The organism is Facilibium subflavum, from assembly GCF_003574485.1.
GTDB classification, from domain to species: domain Bacteria; phylum Pseudomonadota; class Gammaproteobacteria; order Francisellales; family Francisellaceae; genus Facilibium; species Facilibium subflavum.
This window is the reverse complement of the sequence record NZ_QLIT01000099.1, coordinates 33216-48669: the sequence shown is the minus strand read 5'-3', so window position 1 is coordinate 48669 and position 15454 is coordinate 33216. Positions and strand designations below refer to the sequence as shown.

Below are 15454 nucleotides of genomic sequence, written 5' to 3'. Positions count from 1 at the left end.
AAACACTCAAAGCTAAGCTAAGAGGGCATTTTGAATACTATGGCGTGAGCGGGAATTTCCCAGCGATCGCAAGTTATTACTCAATTGCCAAGAGGCTGGCAAAGAAATGGTTAAATCGAAGAAGCCAAAAGCGGAAATTAAGTTGGGAGAAGTTCAACAAATATATTGAACGCTATCCACTACCGCAACCACGGATAACACATGATTTTTATACTTTAACAGGTTCAGTGAGTTAAATTGAAGAGCCGTATGTGGGAAATCTACAAGTACGGTTCTGTGAGGGGCATCATGCTTTCTCACATTATGTTTAAAATTTAAATTATAAATAGGAGAAACAGAGATGTCTACTCGACAAATAAAACCAATTTATTTCGTCATAAGTAGTCTAGGTTTTTATTCGCTTGCCTTCTCACATGGGTACATAGATAACCCGGCATCAAGAGCTTATTTATGCAAACTTGGCACTAATCAAAATTGTGGCGCTGTTGCTTATGAGCCACAATCTCTAGAAGCGCCTTCAGCGTCATTTATCAATGGCTTATTGGATGGGAAGATGGGCAGTGTTGGTATTTCCAGATTTTCTGAGCTTGACGCACAAACACGTAATCGCTGGCATAAGCATACGGTATCTCCAGGGAGTTTGGATTTAACCTGGGTGTTCACAGCAAATCATCGTTCTCGTTATTTTAAGTTTTACATTACTAAACAAGATTGGGATCCTAATGCGCCTTTAACGTTATCAGAATTTGATACGACACCTTTATCTTGTGCGAATCCAACGCCTGACTGGCAACCACCACAGCAGCCGCCTTCCAGTGGATTAACTTTTACTTGCCAGCTTCCTAAGCGTACTGGCTATCAAGTCATTATGGCAGTGTGGAAAGTGGATGATACGACAAATAGTTTTTACAATCTCATTGATGTTCAATTTCCTGATGATCAACCCTATCCTGTTGATTATTATACCTCCTCTATTGGCGCGATTCAGGCATCAGCTGATCTTAACCCAGGCGATAAGGTTCTATTAATGACATTAACAAAAGATGGAAGCTCAATGTTAACACCACTTATAACAATTGATAACGAAGCTGGGGCTCAGGCAGCAAACTGGTCTTATAATGCAGCAAAAGCGATTAATGATCATTTTAATGGTGTGCTTAAAGCAGGTGTTAAAGATGCAAATAATGTGATTACACCAAACTATGGTAATAATACGATTTACCGCCATGAAAGCAGTAGTTATACAACAGCTGAGATTAAAATCAAGACAGAAGATAGTACAGATCAGACATTAGCAAAAATAAGCAATTTACACAGCGAATACACAGTTGATAATAATAAGACAACGATTACTTTTAATATCGAGTCTGACCATGATCAGCCAGTTACCACAACAGTGAGTCTTGTTGGATCAGATGGTGATCAGGTTGGCCAATATACCATCAATACAAAAGCCTATGAAACAACACATGTTTCGCTGCCAGTAGAGAATGTTTCAGCCGGTAAATATACATTAACGGTTATTCATCACGCACAAAACCAGCCAACCCAGCAAGAAAGCCATATAATTAATCTAATCAGTAGCAGCACAACCCAAAAAGTAAATGTAACCTTATATGGAACAGTTAATTATTACCAGGCATCTGATATTGCAGCACATGCGCAATCAATTACCGCCAGAACATGGTACACCACCTATGCTTTAGGTAATCGAAACTTATCTGAGAACCCCATAATTGTGAGTCCTTGGAATAATGGATGGAATACATTAAAAGCGGTTGTGTGTCCGATTCCTGCACATAATGTAACAAGTGTTTATTATGTGGTATCTGGCTCTAATGATAAGGTTAGTTGTCAAATCAATACATAATTGGCCGCTGAGGTTACTTGTGCTTATTTTTTCAAGAATATCTTCATTTATGTTGAGAAGCTTTATATAGACGTTGTGATAAAAAGTGAATCGTTTGTGACTTCCAGCCAGTGCAAATATGCTATTGATTTTCTGCTACGAAATTGATTTCATCAGGCGTAATGCGCATCTGATCACATTCTCTTAGATTAAATAAATCAGCATCCATCAAGTGTGATGGTACGATATTGCCTAAAGCGCTAAAGATATTAACGGGTATTTTAGGGTTTTCTTTTGCCAGCTCACTTAGTAATTGTTTGACGCGTTGGCGTTTTAAATTAGCTTGGCTGCCACATAAATTACATGGAATGATTGGGAAGTTTTGCTGGTTGGCAAATTTTTCAATATCTTTTTCCTGGCAGTAGATAAGTGGTCGTATGACGACGTTTTGCTTATCTTCTGTCAAAAGCTTCGGTGGCATTGATTTTATTTTTCCCTGGTAAAACATCGACATTAACACTGACTCGATCACATCGTCACGATGGTGGCCTAGCATGATTTTATCGATGTTATTTTCGCGTGCAAACCGGTAGATATTGCCACGGCGAAGTCTCGAGCAAAGTGAGCAATACGTTTTATTCGCTGGAACTTTATCAACAACAACCGAATAAGTATCACGTTTTTCAATAATATAAGGGATATTATGTGTTTGAAGGTAGTCACGCATCGCAGAGTCATCAAAACCAGGCTGGTTTTGATCGAGTGTATAAGCAAGAATATCGATATCATAAACACCTTCTAAAACCAATTGATGCATGATTTTAAGAAGGCTAAATGAATCTTTCCCGCCAGATAAACAAATCATGACCTTATCGTGTTTTTGCAACATTTTAAAATCAGCAATTGCCTTGGTGATGTTAAAGACAAGCTTTTTTTCTATCTGAGTCGCCATGGTTTAACGTGCCTTTTTAAACAGACGTTCTTTCTCACGTTGCCAGTCTTTTTCTTTGGAAGCCTGACGCTTATCATATAACTTTTTACCCTTGGCAACAGCGATTTCAAGTTTGACACGGTGGCCTTTCCAATACATGGACAAAGGCACGATGGCATAGCCTTGTTGTTCAACTTTGCCTAATAATTTATTGATTTCACGCCTGTTAAGCAAAAGCTTTCTTGTTGCAGATGGTTCAGGTACAACATGTGTTGAGGCAGAATGCAAAGGGGTGATAAGCGCATTAAATAGCCAGGCTTCACCTTTTTTGATGTAAACATGACTGTCAGACAGCTGTACACGTCCGGCTCGAATGCTTTTAATTTCCCAGCCATCTAATACGATACCAGCTTCAAACCTATCTTCAATCAGGTACTCATGAAAGGCCTTTTTGTTTTGTGCAATCGTTTGACTGTTGGCTTTTGATTTACTTTTTGTTTTAGCCATTATTTTGCAAATTTATATATTAGCGTTACAATAGCCAAGATTTTAACACGAACTGCTAAGATAAGAGAAATAATATGACAACAATTCATCGCACAGCACTTATTGAATATCGTGCTGATCAGATGTATGCGCTTGTAAATGATATCGACGCTTACCCGGAATTTTTGCCGATGTGCCAGTCTGTAGAGGTTTTAAACCACACCAGGACAGAGGCTGAAGCCATATTGAAAATTGCAAAAGGTGGGATAAAAATTGACTTTGGCACACGCAATGAGATGGTGCCAGATGAACAGATTAAGATTCGCTTAATGAAAGGGCCATTTAAGCGCTTAACAGGTTTGTGGCAGTTTACGCCATTAAAAGATGGTGCAGCCTGCAAAATTTCTTTAGATTTAGAGTTTGAATTTTCAAATCGCCTTTTGGCCATGGCGTTGGGGGTCGTATTTAACAGCTTAGCCAATACAATGCTTGATGCCTTTTGTAAACGCGCTGAAGTGGTTTATGGAGATGGGGCATGATTATTCGTGTGGTTTATACAGCCAAAGATAAGCAAAAGCAATATAGGCTTGAATTTGATAAATCCCCATCAATAAAACAGGCAATTGAGGAAAGTGGGGTATTACAGGATTTTCCTGAGATCGATTTACATCGGCAAAAAATTGGTATTTTTGGTGAGATTATGGATTTATCAGATAAAGTCGATGATAATGATCGCATTGAAATTTATCGTGATTTAACGATTGACCCAAAAGATGCCAGGCGACTTCGCGCGGAGCATAAGCGACAAAAACAGGGAATTAAATTATTTGGAGCATAGTGTAATGATTTGGAAAACAAAAGCAAATCCTGAAGTTTTAAACAAACGCTCAGAAAACACCTTGGCTGAGTATTTAGATATCACCTTCACCGAAGTGGGTGAAGATTATGTATTAGCGGAAATGCCAGTGTTACAAAAGCATAAACAACCCATTGGTATTATGAATGGCGGGGTGTCCTGTGTGATTGCTGAAACCGTTGGCAGTACCGCAGCTAACTATGCCGTGGATTTAACAAAACAGTATTGTGTGGGATTGGATATTAATACCAATCATCTACGACCGGTGTCATCGGGTGTGTTAACAGCCAAAGCTTTCCCGTTTCATATTGGTAAGACGACTCAGGTATGGTCAATTGAGATTAGAAATGATGCCGATAAACTGGTATCAATTAACCGTTTAACGCTTGCGGTTAAAGATCATTAATTTAAGGTTGATTTACTTGCAAAATCATAATAGCTCATCAATCAGCTGGCAGGATTCTGGTGAACCCTATTCGACAGAGTTTAATGATATTTATTTCTCTAAAGATAATGGGCTTAAAGAAAGCCAATACATATTTTTACAGCACAACAATTTAGCCGCGCGTTTTAAAGACCTTAAGGCCGGAGCACATTTTTGTATTGCTGAAACCGGGTTTGGTACGGGGCTGAATTTCCTGGCAACCTGGCAGCTTTGGCAGCAAACAGCCGATCAACATGCTTGTTTACACTATATCAGTAGCGAAAAATACCCTTTAAATTATCAGGATATTAAAAAAGCCTTGGCCTTATGGCCAGAATTAAACACACTTGCTAAACAACTTATTTTACATTATCCCAAAAGCTTTTATCCAGGATTTATCGATTTACAAGTATCAGAAAATGTTTCATTAACATTGCTTATTGGTGATTCTTACGAATCTTACCGTCAGCTTGAAGCTTCGGTTGATGCCTGGTTTTTAGATGGATTTGCCCCGTCAAAAAACCCACAAATGTGGCACGATCAGTTATTCAAGGAAATCTACCGTTTAAGTCATAGCCAAACAACGCTGGCAACATTTACCGCGGCAAGCCAGGTGCGAAAGTCTTTGCAGAATGCGGGGTTTATTGTAAAAAAAGACAAAGGTTATGGGTATAAGCGTGAAATGATTTATGCGATGGTAGCAGATGCGGATAAATCTGCACAAAGTCATTGCCAAGCTTATCTCTCAACACCTAAGTTTAAGGCTGATAGATGTGATCGTATTGCCGTAATTGGGGCAGGGCTTGCCGGCTGTGCGATCGCTTATACACTTAACAAAGCAGGATTTAGCGTTGATCTTTATGAAAAAAATAGACAACCGGCACATGAGGCCTCTGGTAATCCTTATGGTATCCTAAAGCCTTATATTACCGCAGATGGTAACCTTTCAGATCAGTTTCACAGCCAAGGATTTTTAGCAACCTGGCATTTTATCAATCAATATGCAGATCAAGTTGACTTCAAGGCGTGTGGTGCGTTGGAGTTATTAACCGATGATAAGGCACAACGCCGCTATCAAAGGATTTTTGAAAAACGCATATTTGCATCACAACTCGCACGACTTATTGATGCGCAGAAGGCATCAAAGATCTCTGGTGTGACAATCAAAACACAAGCGGTTTATTATCCCATGGCCATGATGGTGAATCCAGCTTCTTTGTGTCGATGTTTTTTAAACAAAGCAAATCAAACAAATACCTATTATGCGCATAAGCTGATTGCACTTAATAGAGAAGCTGGGCAATGGCGATTAACACTTCAGCATAAAGCAACACAAATAGACAAAAGCTATCACTGTGTGATTATTGCCGGGGGCGTTGAGCTTATGCAAAATTTGCCTTTGCTAGAAGAAATACCCATATATCCATCATTAGGGCAGTTATCGATGATTAAACCAGGTATGGATAATAAAACCATTTTATTGGATAAGGGTTATATATTACCGCAAGCAAATAACATGCAAATCATTGGTGCAAGTTTTCGTGATAATAATGATTTATCCGATGATATCCGCCTGGAGGATCATTTAAGCAACCTTGCACAAATTGCGGCAATTGGTGATGTAAGTTTTGATAATATTATGACAGGCAGGGTATCTATGCGAGCGGTGAGCTCGGATCACTTGCCTTTGGTAGGTCCTGTGGCAGATTATAAGAATTTTCATAAGCAATTTGCGGCACCTTTAGCTAAGGGTTATAAGCATCAATGGCTTGATGAAACCGATTATTCCCCTGGTTTATATATATCAACGGGGTTTGGCTCAAAGGGAATGTGTTCAGCTTTGATTGCGGCCAGAAATTTAACAAAGATGTTAATAGCACCAAATCATTTGTCTGTGCCACGTGGCGTTTTTGAAGGTATTCACCCGCTTCGGTTTTGGGTAAGAAATTTTAAACGGGGAAAGTGTTAGAAGTTCCTGTTAGGGCATTGGATTATCCTGGCTAAAAGTGCCCAGGTGTATTAGACCACAACAAGCTTTGATATTTATTGATCTGCAGAGTGATCAGAAACAAGGCTGTTATTTAAGCTATTTACTTTTGCTTCAAAAGGCATTTCAAGGTTATTGAGGCCAGAAAAGAAATCATCCATAAGTTGCTCATGTTGTTTTATTTCTTTCTCATATTGTTCAATTAAACCATGGAATTTTTCTTGATCCTTCTGTGGTAAAATATCACTGAGGCTTTTTGTAAAATCCAGCTCTTTAGCCATGATTTTGTTTAGTGCACTGACATGATTTCCATGGCTTAGCGGTTTTTTACATAGTGCATCAAGGTGCTGATCAATGGGCAAGAGTGTTAAGCAATCTCTCAACGCTAATGGTTTGTCAGCTAAAATATGTAAAACATTTCCTTCAAGACATGCTTTCTCCGTTACTAACTGATAGCATTCATTTTCTGGCAAACTCTGTAATATCTGCAATAATACTGAGGGGTTTTCTTCTGCTAATAGATGTAGCACCGTTTCGTGTTGCTTATTTTCCTGGTTGATAAGCTTTAGTTTTTGATCAAGGTTTTGGTTTGTTATCCATTCAATGACAAGGCTTGCTTTATCACTCATCGCCAAATGGTGCAGCATAGTATCACCATCATGGCCAGGTGTTGTCATGATTTCAAGCCTGCCCTGTGGTGAAAATTGAGCGAAAATTTCCATAAAAGCTGTAAAACGTTTCTCACCATCGAGGTCGTACTTAGAAGGCATCATATGATCAATGACGTTATAATCCAGTTTATCTTTTATTACCATTGCTTTGGTTAATATATCTTCATCCTTTATTTTTAATAAAAAGGTTTTTAGCGTTTCAGGGTGTTCGTAAGCAAGACTTGTTAAAATAAATGGGTCTGTATTAATTAAGTATTTAAGAACCTCTTTATTGACTGATTGTTCGGGTTTATCACATTTCCCTAAGGCTTTTATTGCCTGCTTTAAAAGATTAACATCAGGTTTTTCATCCTTTATTGGCACAGAATATCCATATTCAACCATTAAACCAATCGCCTCATTAAATGACACTGGCTCAAGCTTGCTCAAAGCATTTTCAAAGCTTTTTTGATCCAGCGCATCATACGCTCTTAATACCAGGCATTTTTCTATTGTATCAGCTTTAATAGCGTTATTTATGTTAAATTGCGATAAAACACGTTCAATAATAGCATTTTTGGTTCTCTCATCTAACCCTGACTTAATCATTTCCGATGTAAGTGTTTTTTTGGTGAGTGGAGAGGTGGATTTCTCGGCCAGATATCGTCGTGAATCTGTATCAAAATATAATCCATTTTCACCTTGAATACTGATAATATTTGTATTTACAGGACTTAGATTGTTATATGATATAGCATCCCTCTGCTGTTCTTTTAGCTCCAAGCTCAGTAAATAATCCAAGCTGGCTTTTTGTTCATCAGATAAACTTTCAATTTTGTTATCTGTAGCAGCCTTTGGCATTATTCTTTCTAACAATGCTTTTTTTATCTCAAGATAAGTGCTTCCATTTGGTAGTTGTATTGGCATTTTTAGACCTTAAAGTGTTTGTTATTTAGTGTGATATTGTAAGCTAATAATGCGTAGATAATACCGTGAAACTACTTAATAACAGAAGTTACGCACTCTCACAAACTTTGTAGTTTAGATAGGTTTTTACATCAGGCTCTAACCGCTATTGGTCAAGAAGAATCTTTGCAAGAATAACAGCCTAGAGCTTTATGTGTCTACTAACCCCGTCATTGTCGCTTGGCGACAATCCACGTGATAATTGTTAGTCACTAAAGGCAGTAATGGCCAAAACTACAGGTTTAAAGACTTCTGCATTGGACAGTGCGTAACGCCAGTTAATAACAGAGACCTGTCCCATAATTGTAGAAGGCTGAGATTGTCCACTTAGGTGTTACTAGGGCTAGCGCTGGAATCATTAGCTTTTTTATCGCCAAGCTCGACTAATTTTTGGAAAATGTAAGGGCTAAGTGTAGGTTTGTTGGTATCATAAAAGTAGCTTAAATCTAGGTTGTTGCTACAATCATTTTTATTTTCATAATACGTTTGTACGATATAGAACTCTATAAACTGTTTTAAGTTTTCTTTTGATTGGAAGCTGAATTGGCCTGTATTAGGATCAAAAAACTCGAATCTTCCTTTAGAAAAATCCACAAGGACACCACAGCTATGTCCTAAACCATCCTTGTCGTTTTGCGTTTTTCCTGTGTTATCGACTCCCATTAACGCTGCTCCCCCTTTCAGCCAGTCTTTTGTGGTTAAATCAACTTTAGTGAGTACTGGCTCTTTAGGATGAATTTTTTCTGATTTTAAATATAACAATGGGTTGCTAGCGTGATCTTCAACAGCCCACTGAAACCAGTCTCTATGCTCTGGGTTTTTCCAGTCAATCTTAAAATCAGTATCTTTTAACTTTGCCTCAATCCACTTTATTGTTATTGGAGAGCAGATGCCATTTTTAACATTTTTGGTTCTGAAATCACCGATGATTGTGGACTGTTGAAATACAAAATCCAGCTTGCCTTCAAACATTTTTTCAGCATGCTTAAGTGCGTAATTCTCAAGTATATTAAAAAACGCTTTTGTTGTTTGGTAATTTAGTGGATCATTTTCTTTAATGTCTAAACCAGCTAATTCCTCTAGGAATTGATTTCGTATTTCCTTAGGGAGCTTTTTAAATGGAGAGTTTTTAATTGCTTTATAAATAGTGTCGTAGTCAGGTACTTCTTCTGGTAAATTAACAAACAAGTTAGAAAATTTTTGAATTAGTTTATGGTGTTTATACCCCTGGCTTATTATGTTTCTAAGTTTTTTGACCATACTATATTCTAGATGATCCTCTTCTTTAAAGTCTAAACCATCTACTTTCCAGCTGATTTCCTTTTTAATATACTTAGGCAAGTGGTTTAGCTGCTTTTTAAAAATGCCTAGAAGCGCGTCATAGGTCTGTAGATTCTCAGGAATGTCAATCCCAAATTTATTTGACATTTGATTAAGTAGTTGTCTTATGTTTTGATTAGGCATTTTTTTGCTGAAGTAATAAATAATTTTATGATAATTTTAACCACTTTTTTAATATAAAAAACACAGTAAAACCACGATAAATATTGATAAACAAAAGATTGTATTTGTTTTTAGGAGATCAGGTAATCCTCTAAATCATCATTAATCTCTGTTTCAGAAATAGCAATACCTTGGGCCGAAGCCTGGGCTTTGTGGACAGCCTTTTTATCATGACAGATTAGATAATGCCACTTGGGTAAAGGCTTTCCTTGATAAAGCCGTTTGTAAGCGCAGGTTTCTGGTAGCCAGTGTTGAGCCTGTTCTAATTTATCATAGGTTAGCTGCATGCAATCTGGGACGTGTTGTTTGCGGTTTTTATAGTCTTTACACAGGCAGCTTTGGCAATCAAGAAGCCTGCAAGCAACTTTGGTGTAATGGATTTCACCGGTGTCATCATCTTGTAATTTATGCAAACAGCAAAGCCCACAACCATCACATAGGGCTTCCCACTGTGATGGGCTCATATCTTTTAAATGGGTGCTCTGCCAAAAGGGTGGGGTTGCCTTCGTCATAAGCGCTAAGAAGTCCGTTCAACAGCAAGTTGGCAAAGCGCGATTAATGCTTTTTTATAGTCGTTATCTATGAAGTTCGCAATTGCTGTTTTTGCAAGGCTTGCTTCATCATGTGCTTTTTGTATCGCATAAGCAATGCCACCACAGTCTTTGACGATTTTAACGATCTGATCCATTTGAGGGTGGTTTCCTTTTTCAATGGCCTCGGTGATTAAGGCTTTTTGATTTTTATTTGTATTTTGCAAGGCATAAATAACCGGCAGTGTGGTTTTGCCTTCAGCTAAATCATCACCCATGTTTTTGCCCATGCTTTGGCTGTCAGAAATATAATCTAAAACATCATCGGCAATTTGAAAAGCATTACCAAGATGGATCCCATATTGGCGTAAGGCTTGGGCTTGTTCATTATCTGCACCGGCAATGATAGAAGCCACATCACAAGCAGCTTCAAACAGTTTGGCTGTTTTGCAATAAATCACCTGCATGTATTGGGCTTCAGTAATTTCAGGATTATTACAATTTAAAAGCTGTAATACTTCGCCTTCAGCAATTTTATTGGTGGCATCTGCCATTATTTGCATGATAGGCATTTGATCAAGCTCAACCATCATCTGAAAGGCGCGAGAATATAAAAAATCGCCAGTTAAAACAGATGCAGCATTACCAAAGACATTATTGGCTGTTTTTTTGCCACGCCTTAATGCTGAGTCGTCAACGACATCATCATGCAGCAAGGTTGCCGTATGGATAAATTCAATGATGGCTGCCGCCTTAAAATGCCGATTTTTTTGATAGCCTAAGGCCTTGGCACAAAGCATCAAAAGTAAAGGGCGCAAGCGTTTACCGCCACTGTGAATAATGTAGTGACTGATTTGATTGATTAAAACGACATCTGAGGCAAGTTGTGCAATGATAAAATCATCATTTTTTTTGATGTCATCATGTAATAATTGTTTAATCTCGTTTAGTGTCATTAGAGTATCGATTTATATACATAACTGACGAGCATAGTTAAACTGTGTGTTTGCGTCAAGTAATTTATTTTGATGCAACAAGGTCGAGCATTACAATACTTTTTCGTTAAAGCGAAAGGGTTTATACAATCAGTGGTTTCCCTATGTTTGTATATAATAATATGATCTATGCTTTATGGGTGATTATAGAGAAATCAAAGGATAGTGCAATGAATACAGGGAATTATACAGAATTTGATCATGAAGGATTTAATCAACTGCAACAGGCAACAAAAAACAGAAGAATATCAGAGCTTGTATTTTCTGGTGGTGGGGTTCGTGGTGCAAGTTATGTCGGAGTCTACCAAGCACTTTATGAGGCAGGTTTATTTGAAGGTATAAACACAATTTCTGGTTCATCGATTGGTGCTTTAAGCGCGGGATTTATTGCAACCGGGATGAAGCCAGATCAATTTCAACAAGCAGCTATGCAGATGAACGAAAGCTTATTAGGGGGGCGATCTAGCTTTTTTTCGATTGCAAGAACAGGGCAGCCAATGCTTGATTTTTGTCGTCAGAAAATCAGACAAAATATACAGAATTTCTTTCAGGAAAATATTGGTGTTTTATCAGATGTGAAACTTGGCACGCGCAATATACTTTACCTTAAGCATTTATACCAAAGAAATAAAAGGTCCCAACCGATTTATTTTAAAGATTTACAACGTTTACATCGTTTGTTTCCTAAGCGCTTTAAGAAAGTTGTATTGACTGCAGTTGCTCGAGAGTGTGGTGAAGTAAAACGATTTAGCATTGAAACAACACCTTATGTTGAGATTGCCAGTGCAATTAGAGCTTCAGCCTCTTTACCTGTGATTTTGCAACCACATAATGTTAATGGTCGTGAGTATATTGATGGTGGTTATTATGAAAATATTCCTACCGAAGCATTAGAACCGGTAGAAAAGGCACATTTAGATACACACCCTAGCGTGAAAGAAAAAAGCAAGCTTAATCGTTTAATCTTCGCTTTTAGTGAAAGACAAAATGATCCTGTCCATAAAGCGCTTTATGGCAGGCAGGAGAAGTTATACGATCCAGGTATCATATCTAAGTTTATCTATAATAAGCTTGTGAGGTATTTATGTGATATAGGTGCAAGCAGAAACGGTACAGATGCTGCTGAAGAGGAATATCAGCGCTTGCGTGGAAAATATGCCTTACAAACGATCAAGATTGATACAGGCGTTGATTCAATCGACTTTAAAAAAGGAGAAAGCCAAAAGTTACAGCTATATTTTCAAGGTTATTTTTCAACAAAGCGTTATTTGATGAATCACGGACTTGTTAAAGAATCACCACATTTTTTATTTCGTGAGTTTGCATTTGAGCTTTTTAACTCATATAGCACACAACCTTCCTGGTTTTCGCCATTTAAAACAGATCCGGCTAAAAGTCGTAAAGCGACATTGCTGTTATCTTTTTGTAACGACAGCAAGAAAAGCTTAAGCACAAAAAATATGGATTTCCTGGTTTCTAACTTTATCTATTTATGCGCGATTGACCGAAGAACAGGTGAGTTTAAAGCAAACACACGGCTTGCCAAATTATTACTAGAAAAGCTAAATCATCCAACAACAAATACGGCAATAAAGACGCAGTTTATTCGTATGTTGACAGGGAAAACTTGTCAAGGTAATGAGGTTTCTTTATTTCAATTCAATGCAACACATTTAGCGCAGTTTATTAGTGGATATTCAACAAGGCGTAAAGGGAAATCTATTTTTTATGAGACATTTTTGTCAAATAAGACAGGACAGGTTCGTCGTAAGCTTTTGTCTTGTCAATCTATCTGAAGCTTTACAAGCATTTTTTTGTTAAATCGCAATCACTAACCAGGTAGTTTCCCGCTTTAGCGAATAATTAAAAGTTATTATTATTTTACACTTTGATGATTGCTTGTAAACCATGTCGAGGCATTTAATCAAAAAACATGCAAAATTAGTTAAAATGGAGTAACAAATATTTATGCAAAAATACGTATTAGCAGAAAACAGCTTAAGCAATATTACGGAAATAACAGCACTAATAGAAGGGAAAAAAGCATCGCGCTATTGTGTATTAATCCGTGATTCTCATGGAAAATGTATTTATGTTAGTAACAGCTGTCAAACAGTTTTAAATTTAGATGCAAAAGAAATTATCGGAAAAACGCTTGTGCAGTTTTTACCACAGGATTTGGCTGGCTGTATAAGTCATGACGATGATTTATTTAGACAAACAAGGCTGGGTCAAATTAATCACTATCCTTTTGGTGAGGGGAAAAATGCACGTCTGAGCATTGAGAAGATTCCATTTTTTAATCAGCCTAATATGCCAAAGTTGTATATTGATATATTAACGCATACCGCAGATATGACACCTTCATCTGAAAGTCATCTATTGGCAGATGCTTATCTTACTTGTATAGATGAGCTAAATAGTAAGGCGCAGACAATGAGTAAGGGTGCACAACCCAAGGCAGCGCCTCTTTTGAGTTTATATTATAGTTTACATAGTGCGTATCAAAATAAGCAGCATGGTTATGTGAGTTGGCAAGACTTCCCGCATAAACATTTTGCCAATGCGCTAGCTGATATTAAACTTTACTGTACAACACCGTTATCACAATGTCGCACACGCATGATCTGGTATGTCTATGCCAGTATTTTATATATGCAGCTTCATGATTGTGGATTTAAGCGTTATGTGCGAGATGATGCCTGTGCGCATCTTAAGATAGAGCAGAGGCAAATACAGCTTGACTTCACATCTTCAAAGCAAGTCACCATCAGCAAGGCCTTACTCGATTTTGGTTATAGCATTGGTATTAAGCTTCAGATACAAAATAGCAAGCACGATTGGCAGTTATTATTCACTGAGATATAAAGCTTATGGGCAAAACGATAGGCGTATTCCAAGTCTGTGGGTAAATATTGATTTAATTCCCCTTCACTTGGTGAAGGGGTGGCAGCCGTAGGCTGACGGGGTAGTAAAAAAGCACAGTACGACTGCTATACTTATAGTCATCTATCATCAAAAAGCCAACTAAATATATGAAGCATTGGGGAAAACTACCTTATAACCATAATTTAAAAGCATATGCCCAGCAATTGAGAAAGGCAGGGAACTTGTCTGAAGTTTTATTATGGCAAGAGATAAAGTCCAAGAAACTTTTAGCACTTGATTTTGATCGTCAGAAAATCATCGGAAATTATATCGTTGACTTTTATTGTAAGTCCTTGGGCGTAGTTATTGAAATAGATGGGGGAAGTCATGACTTTAAGGTTGAATATGATATGGAGCGAGAAGCCTATTTACAAGGATTTGATTTATTGGTTATCCACATTCTGGATATTGATATTAAGCAGAATTTGGCAGGTGTTCTGATGCATATTCATCAAAGGCTGCGCGATCGGATGATGCAAATGCAAGTAAAATGACTACCCCGCCTCGCAGGCTCGGCACCCCTTCACCAAGTGAAGGGGAATTTACTGTCGTCGTCCTTGCTTGGCGGCGATCCACGTGATAATCGTTGGTAACTCAAGACAGTAATGGCCACAATGATAAGATGATAAGCGTTTTGTTAAACTCTGCAATATCATATAAAACTGGACTAAATACGATTGTCGCTTTCAAAAATAACACTTGAATTTATATCAGTTGCTTTATCCTCAAAAGAAAATTCTTTTATTAATCCATTCCTCGTATTGTCGGATAAGTTGCAGGACTTCGGCCGTAATTGTCGATTTAAGCGTCTGGCAAAGCTAAAATGATCAGTCAGGTGAAAATAGTCTCTAAGTGTGCCATCAATGGTATTAAACAAACCATATGCCGTATTATGCTTTAGGGTGGATTTATCAATACAAGTGCCAAGCTCTTTTACATAGGCTTGGGAGTATATCGCCAATAATAGCTGGCTGATCTGCTTAATACATTCTTGTGATTTTGGAGCTACATCATCAAAAGATTTGATTTTGTCACTTGCCATCGCCTCATTATCAATTTTGAAATATAAATCGACCATAGCATCTTCGATAAGCTCAGTTTTATTAAGCGTTTGAATTGCCTGTAATTCTTTGATATAGGCATTGAGATGTTCAGATGTCAGTACCATGGGTTACCTCCTTTAGGTTTTGGTTATCACATTTTTTTGACATGCTTTTGTAAATATTTTTCCGTATTTTTAACGCTAGTATTAAATTTTTAATTAAATTACCGGGGTTTTACGCTTTTCTTCTTTATAGGTTTTGGGGGAATATGGATGTGTAAATTAATAGTATTTATGTTTGAAGTGA

General features: G+C 37.6%; 16 protein-coding genes. 9 read left to right on the top strand and 7 right to left on the bottom strand.

The annotated features are described in order from the left end of the window. Positions 1-236, top strand: a 236-nt coding sequence (locus tag DNK84_RS14285) for a hypothetical protein (protein WP_208123234.1), incomplete at its 5' end; no start/stop codon positions are given. A gap of 104 nt (positions 237-340) precedes the next feature. Next, entirely contained in the window at positions 341-1870 is a 1530-nt protein-coding gene (locus DNK84_RS06870) for a lytic polysaccharide monooxygenase (protein ID WP_119343808.1), read from the top strand. A 121-nt stretch (positions 1871-1991) separates the two neighbouring features. On the opposite strand, the gene ttcA is transcribed toward DNK84_RS06870, so the two are convergent. After that, positions 1992-2801 carry a tRNA 2-thiocytidine(32) synthetase TtcA gene (ttcA, locus tag DNK84_RS06865; protein ID WP_119343807.1) on the bottom strand — a complete coding sequence of 270 codons (810 nt, stop codon included), beginning with the start codon at positions 2799-2801 and terminating at the stop codon, positions 1992-1994. Between the two features lie 3 nt (positions 2802-2804). Further along, on the bottom strand, positions 2805-3287 hold the full coding sequence (gene smpB / locus DNK84_RS06860) for an SsrA-binding protein SmpB (RefSeq protein WP_119343806.1): 483 nt from the start codon (positions 3285-3287) through the stop codon (positions 2805-2807). 74 nt (positions 3288-3361) lie between these two features. Between smpB and DNK84_RS06855 the strand changes: the two genes are divergently transcribed. The 4 genes from DNK84_RS06855 to mnmC are packed head-to-tail and all read left to right on the top strand — an operon-like array spanning position 3362 to position 6515. Then, a complete protein-coding gene (locus DNK84_RS06855; protein ID WP_119343805.1) occupies positions 3362-3805 on the top strand; it encodes a type II toxin-antitoxin system RatA family toxin in 444 nt (147 codons plus the stop codon). Next, positions 3802-4104 carry an RnfH family protein gene (locus DNK84_RS06850; RefSeq protein WP_119343804.1) on the top strand — a complete coding sequence of 101 codons (303 nt, stop codon included), beginning with the start codon at positions 3802-3804 and terminating at the stop codon, positions 4102-4104. The genes DNK84_RS06855 and DNK84_RS06850 overlap by 4 nt, the downstream gene beginning before the upstream one ends. A 4-nt stretch (positions 4105-4108) precedes the next feature. Beyond that, complete coding sequence (locus DNK84_RS06845; RefSeq protein ID WP_235826847.1) at positions 4109-4528, top strand: hotdog fold thioesterase; 420 nt, start codon at positions 4109-4111, stop codon at positions 4526-4528. Positions 4529-4544: 16 nt separating this feature from the next. Continuing rightward, positions 4545-6515, top strand: coding sequence for a bifunctional tRNA (5-methylaminomethyl-2-thiouridine)(34)-methyltransferase MnmC2/FAD-dependent 5-carboxymethylaminomethyl-2-thiouridine(34) oxidoreductase MnmC1 (gene mnmC, locus DNK84_RS06840; RefSeq protein WP_162902281.1), 1971 nt, complete (start codon positions 4545-4547; stop codon positions 6513-6515). Between the two features lie 74 nt (positions 6516-6589). Here the strand turns inward: mnmC and DNK84_RS06835 are convergent, their stop codons facing one another. From DNK84_RS06835 to ispB, 4 genes are all read right to left on the bottom strand, one after another. Beyond that, positions 6590-8110 (bottom strand): hypothetical protein, encoded by a 1521-nt coding sequence (locus DNK84_RS06835; RefSeq protein ID WP_119343801.1) that lies wholly within the window; start codon positions 8108-8110, stop codon positions 6590-6592. 366 nt (positions 8111-8476) lie between these two features. Beyond that, complete coding sequence (locus DNK84_RS06830) at positions 8477-9613, bottom strand: YopT-type cysteine protease domain-containing protein (RefSeq protein WP_119343800.1); 1137 nt, start codon at positions 9611-9613, stop codon at positions 8477-8479. 110 nt (positions 9614-9723) lie between these two features. Beyond that, positions 9724-10164, bottom strand: coding sequence for a YcgN family cysteine cluster protein (locus tag DNK84_RS06825; RefSeq protein WP_119343799.1), 441 nt, complete (start codon positions 10162-10164; stop codon positions 9724-9726). A 5-nt stretch (positions 10165-10169) separates the two neighbouring features. Then, positions 10170-11138, bottom strand: a complete 969-nt coding sequence (gene ispB, locus DNK84_RS06820) for an octaprenyl diphosphate synthase (protein WP_119343798.1) — start codon at positions 11136-11138, stop codon at positions 10170-10172. Positions 11139-11281: 143 nt separating this feature from the next. Between ispB and DNK84_RS06815 the strand changes: the two genes are divergently transcribed. The 3 genes from DNK84_RS06815 to DNK84_RS06805 all read left to right on the top strand — a co-directional run bounded on the left by DNK84_RS06815 (position 11282) and on the right by DNK84_RS06805 (position 14599). After that, positions 11282-12973 (top strand): patatin-like phospholipase family protein, encoded by a 1692-nt coding sequence (locus DNK84_RS06815; RefSeq protein WP_119343797.1) that lies wholly within the window; start codon positions 11282-11284, stop codon positions 12971-12973. A gap of 172 nt (positions 12974-13145) precedes the next feature. Beyond that, complete coding sequence (locus tag DNK84_RS06810; RefSeq protein ID WP_119343796.1) at positions 13146-14045, top strand: PAS domain-containing protein; 900 nt, start codon at positions 13146-13148, stop codon at positions 14043-14045. Positions 14046-14212: 167 nt separating this feature from the next. After that, positions 14213-14599 (top strand): endonuclease domain-containing protein, encoded by a 387-nt coding sequence (locus DNK84_RS06805; protein WP_119343795.1) that lies wholly within the window; start codon positions 14213-14215, stop codon positions 14597-14599. 173 nt (positions 14600-14772) lie between these two features. Here DNK84_RS06805 and DNK84_RS06800 read toward each other — a convergent pair whose 3' ends face one another. Then, the gene (locus DNK84_RS06800) at positions 14773-15273 is read right to left on the bottom strand and encodes a hypothetical protein (RefSeq protein WP_119343794.1); all 501 of its coding nucleotides are present in this window, start codon (positions 15271-15273) and stop codon (positions 14773-14775) included. Positions 15274-15454 lie beyond the last annotated feature (181 nt).

What these genes read in the sequence shown, in the direction of transcription:
- DNK84_RS06810 (WP_119343796.1), top strand. Translation starts at nt 13,146, where the DNA reads ATGCAAAAATACGTATTAGCAGAAAACAGCTTAAGCAATATTACGGAA.
- ttcA (WP_119343807.1), bottom strand. Translation starts at nt 2,801, where the DNA reads ATGGCGACTCAGATAGAAAAAAAGCTTGTCTTTAACATCACCAAGGCA.
- DNK84_RS06835 (WP_119343801.1), bottom strand. Translation starts at nt 8,110, where the DNA reads ATGCCAATACAACTACCAAATGGAAGCACTTATCTTGAGATAAAAAAA.
- DNK84_RS06800 (WP_119343794.1), bottom strand. Translation starts at nt 15,273, where the DNA reads ATGGTACTGACATCTGAACATCTCAATGCCTATATCAAAGAATTACAG.
- DNK84_RS06830 (WP_119343800.1), bottom strand. Translation starts at nt 9,613, where the DNA reads ATGCCTAATCAAAACATAAGACAACTACTTAATCAAATGTCAAATAAA.
- ispB (WP_119343798.1), bottom strand. Translation starts at nt 11,138, where the DNA reads ATGACACTAAACGAGATTAAACAATTATTACATGATGACATCAAAAAA.
- DNK84_RS06815 (WP_119343797.1), top strand. Translation starts at nt 11,282, where the DNA reads ATGTTTGTATATAATAATATGATCTATGCTTTATGGGTGATTATAGAG.
- DNK84_RS06850 (WP_119343804.1), top strand. Translation starts at nt 3,802, where the DNA reads ATGATTATTCGTGTGGTTTATACAGCCAAAGATAAGCAAAAGCAATAT.
- DNK84_RS06805 (WP_119343795.1), top strand. Translation starts at nt 14,213, where the DNA reads ATGAAGCATTGGGGAAAACTACCTTATAACCATAATTTAAAAGCATAT.
- smpB (WP_119343806.1), bottom strand. Translation starts at nt 3,287, where the DNA reads ATGGCTAAAACAAAAAGTAAATCAAAAGCCAACAGTCAAACGATTGCA.
- DNK84_RS06845 (WP_235826847.1), top strand. Translation starts at nt 4,109, where the DNA reads ATGATTTGGAAAACAAAAGCAAATCCTGAAGTTTTAAACAAACGCTCA.
- DNK84_RS06870 (WP_119343808.1), top strand. Translation starts at nt 341, where the DNA reads ATGTCTACTCGACAAATAAAACCAATTTATTTCGTCATAAGTAGTCTA.
- DNK84_RS06825 (WP_119343799.1), bottom strand. Translation starts at nt 10,164, where the DNA reads ATGACGAAGGCAACCCCACCCTTTTGGCAGAGCACCCATTTAAAAGAT.
- DNK84_RS06855 (WP_119343805.1), top strand. Translation starts at nt 3,362, where the DNA reads ATGACAACAATTCATCGCACAGCACTTATTGAATATCGTGCTGATCAG.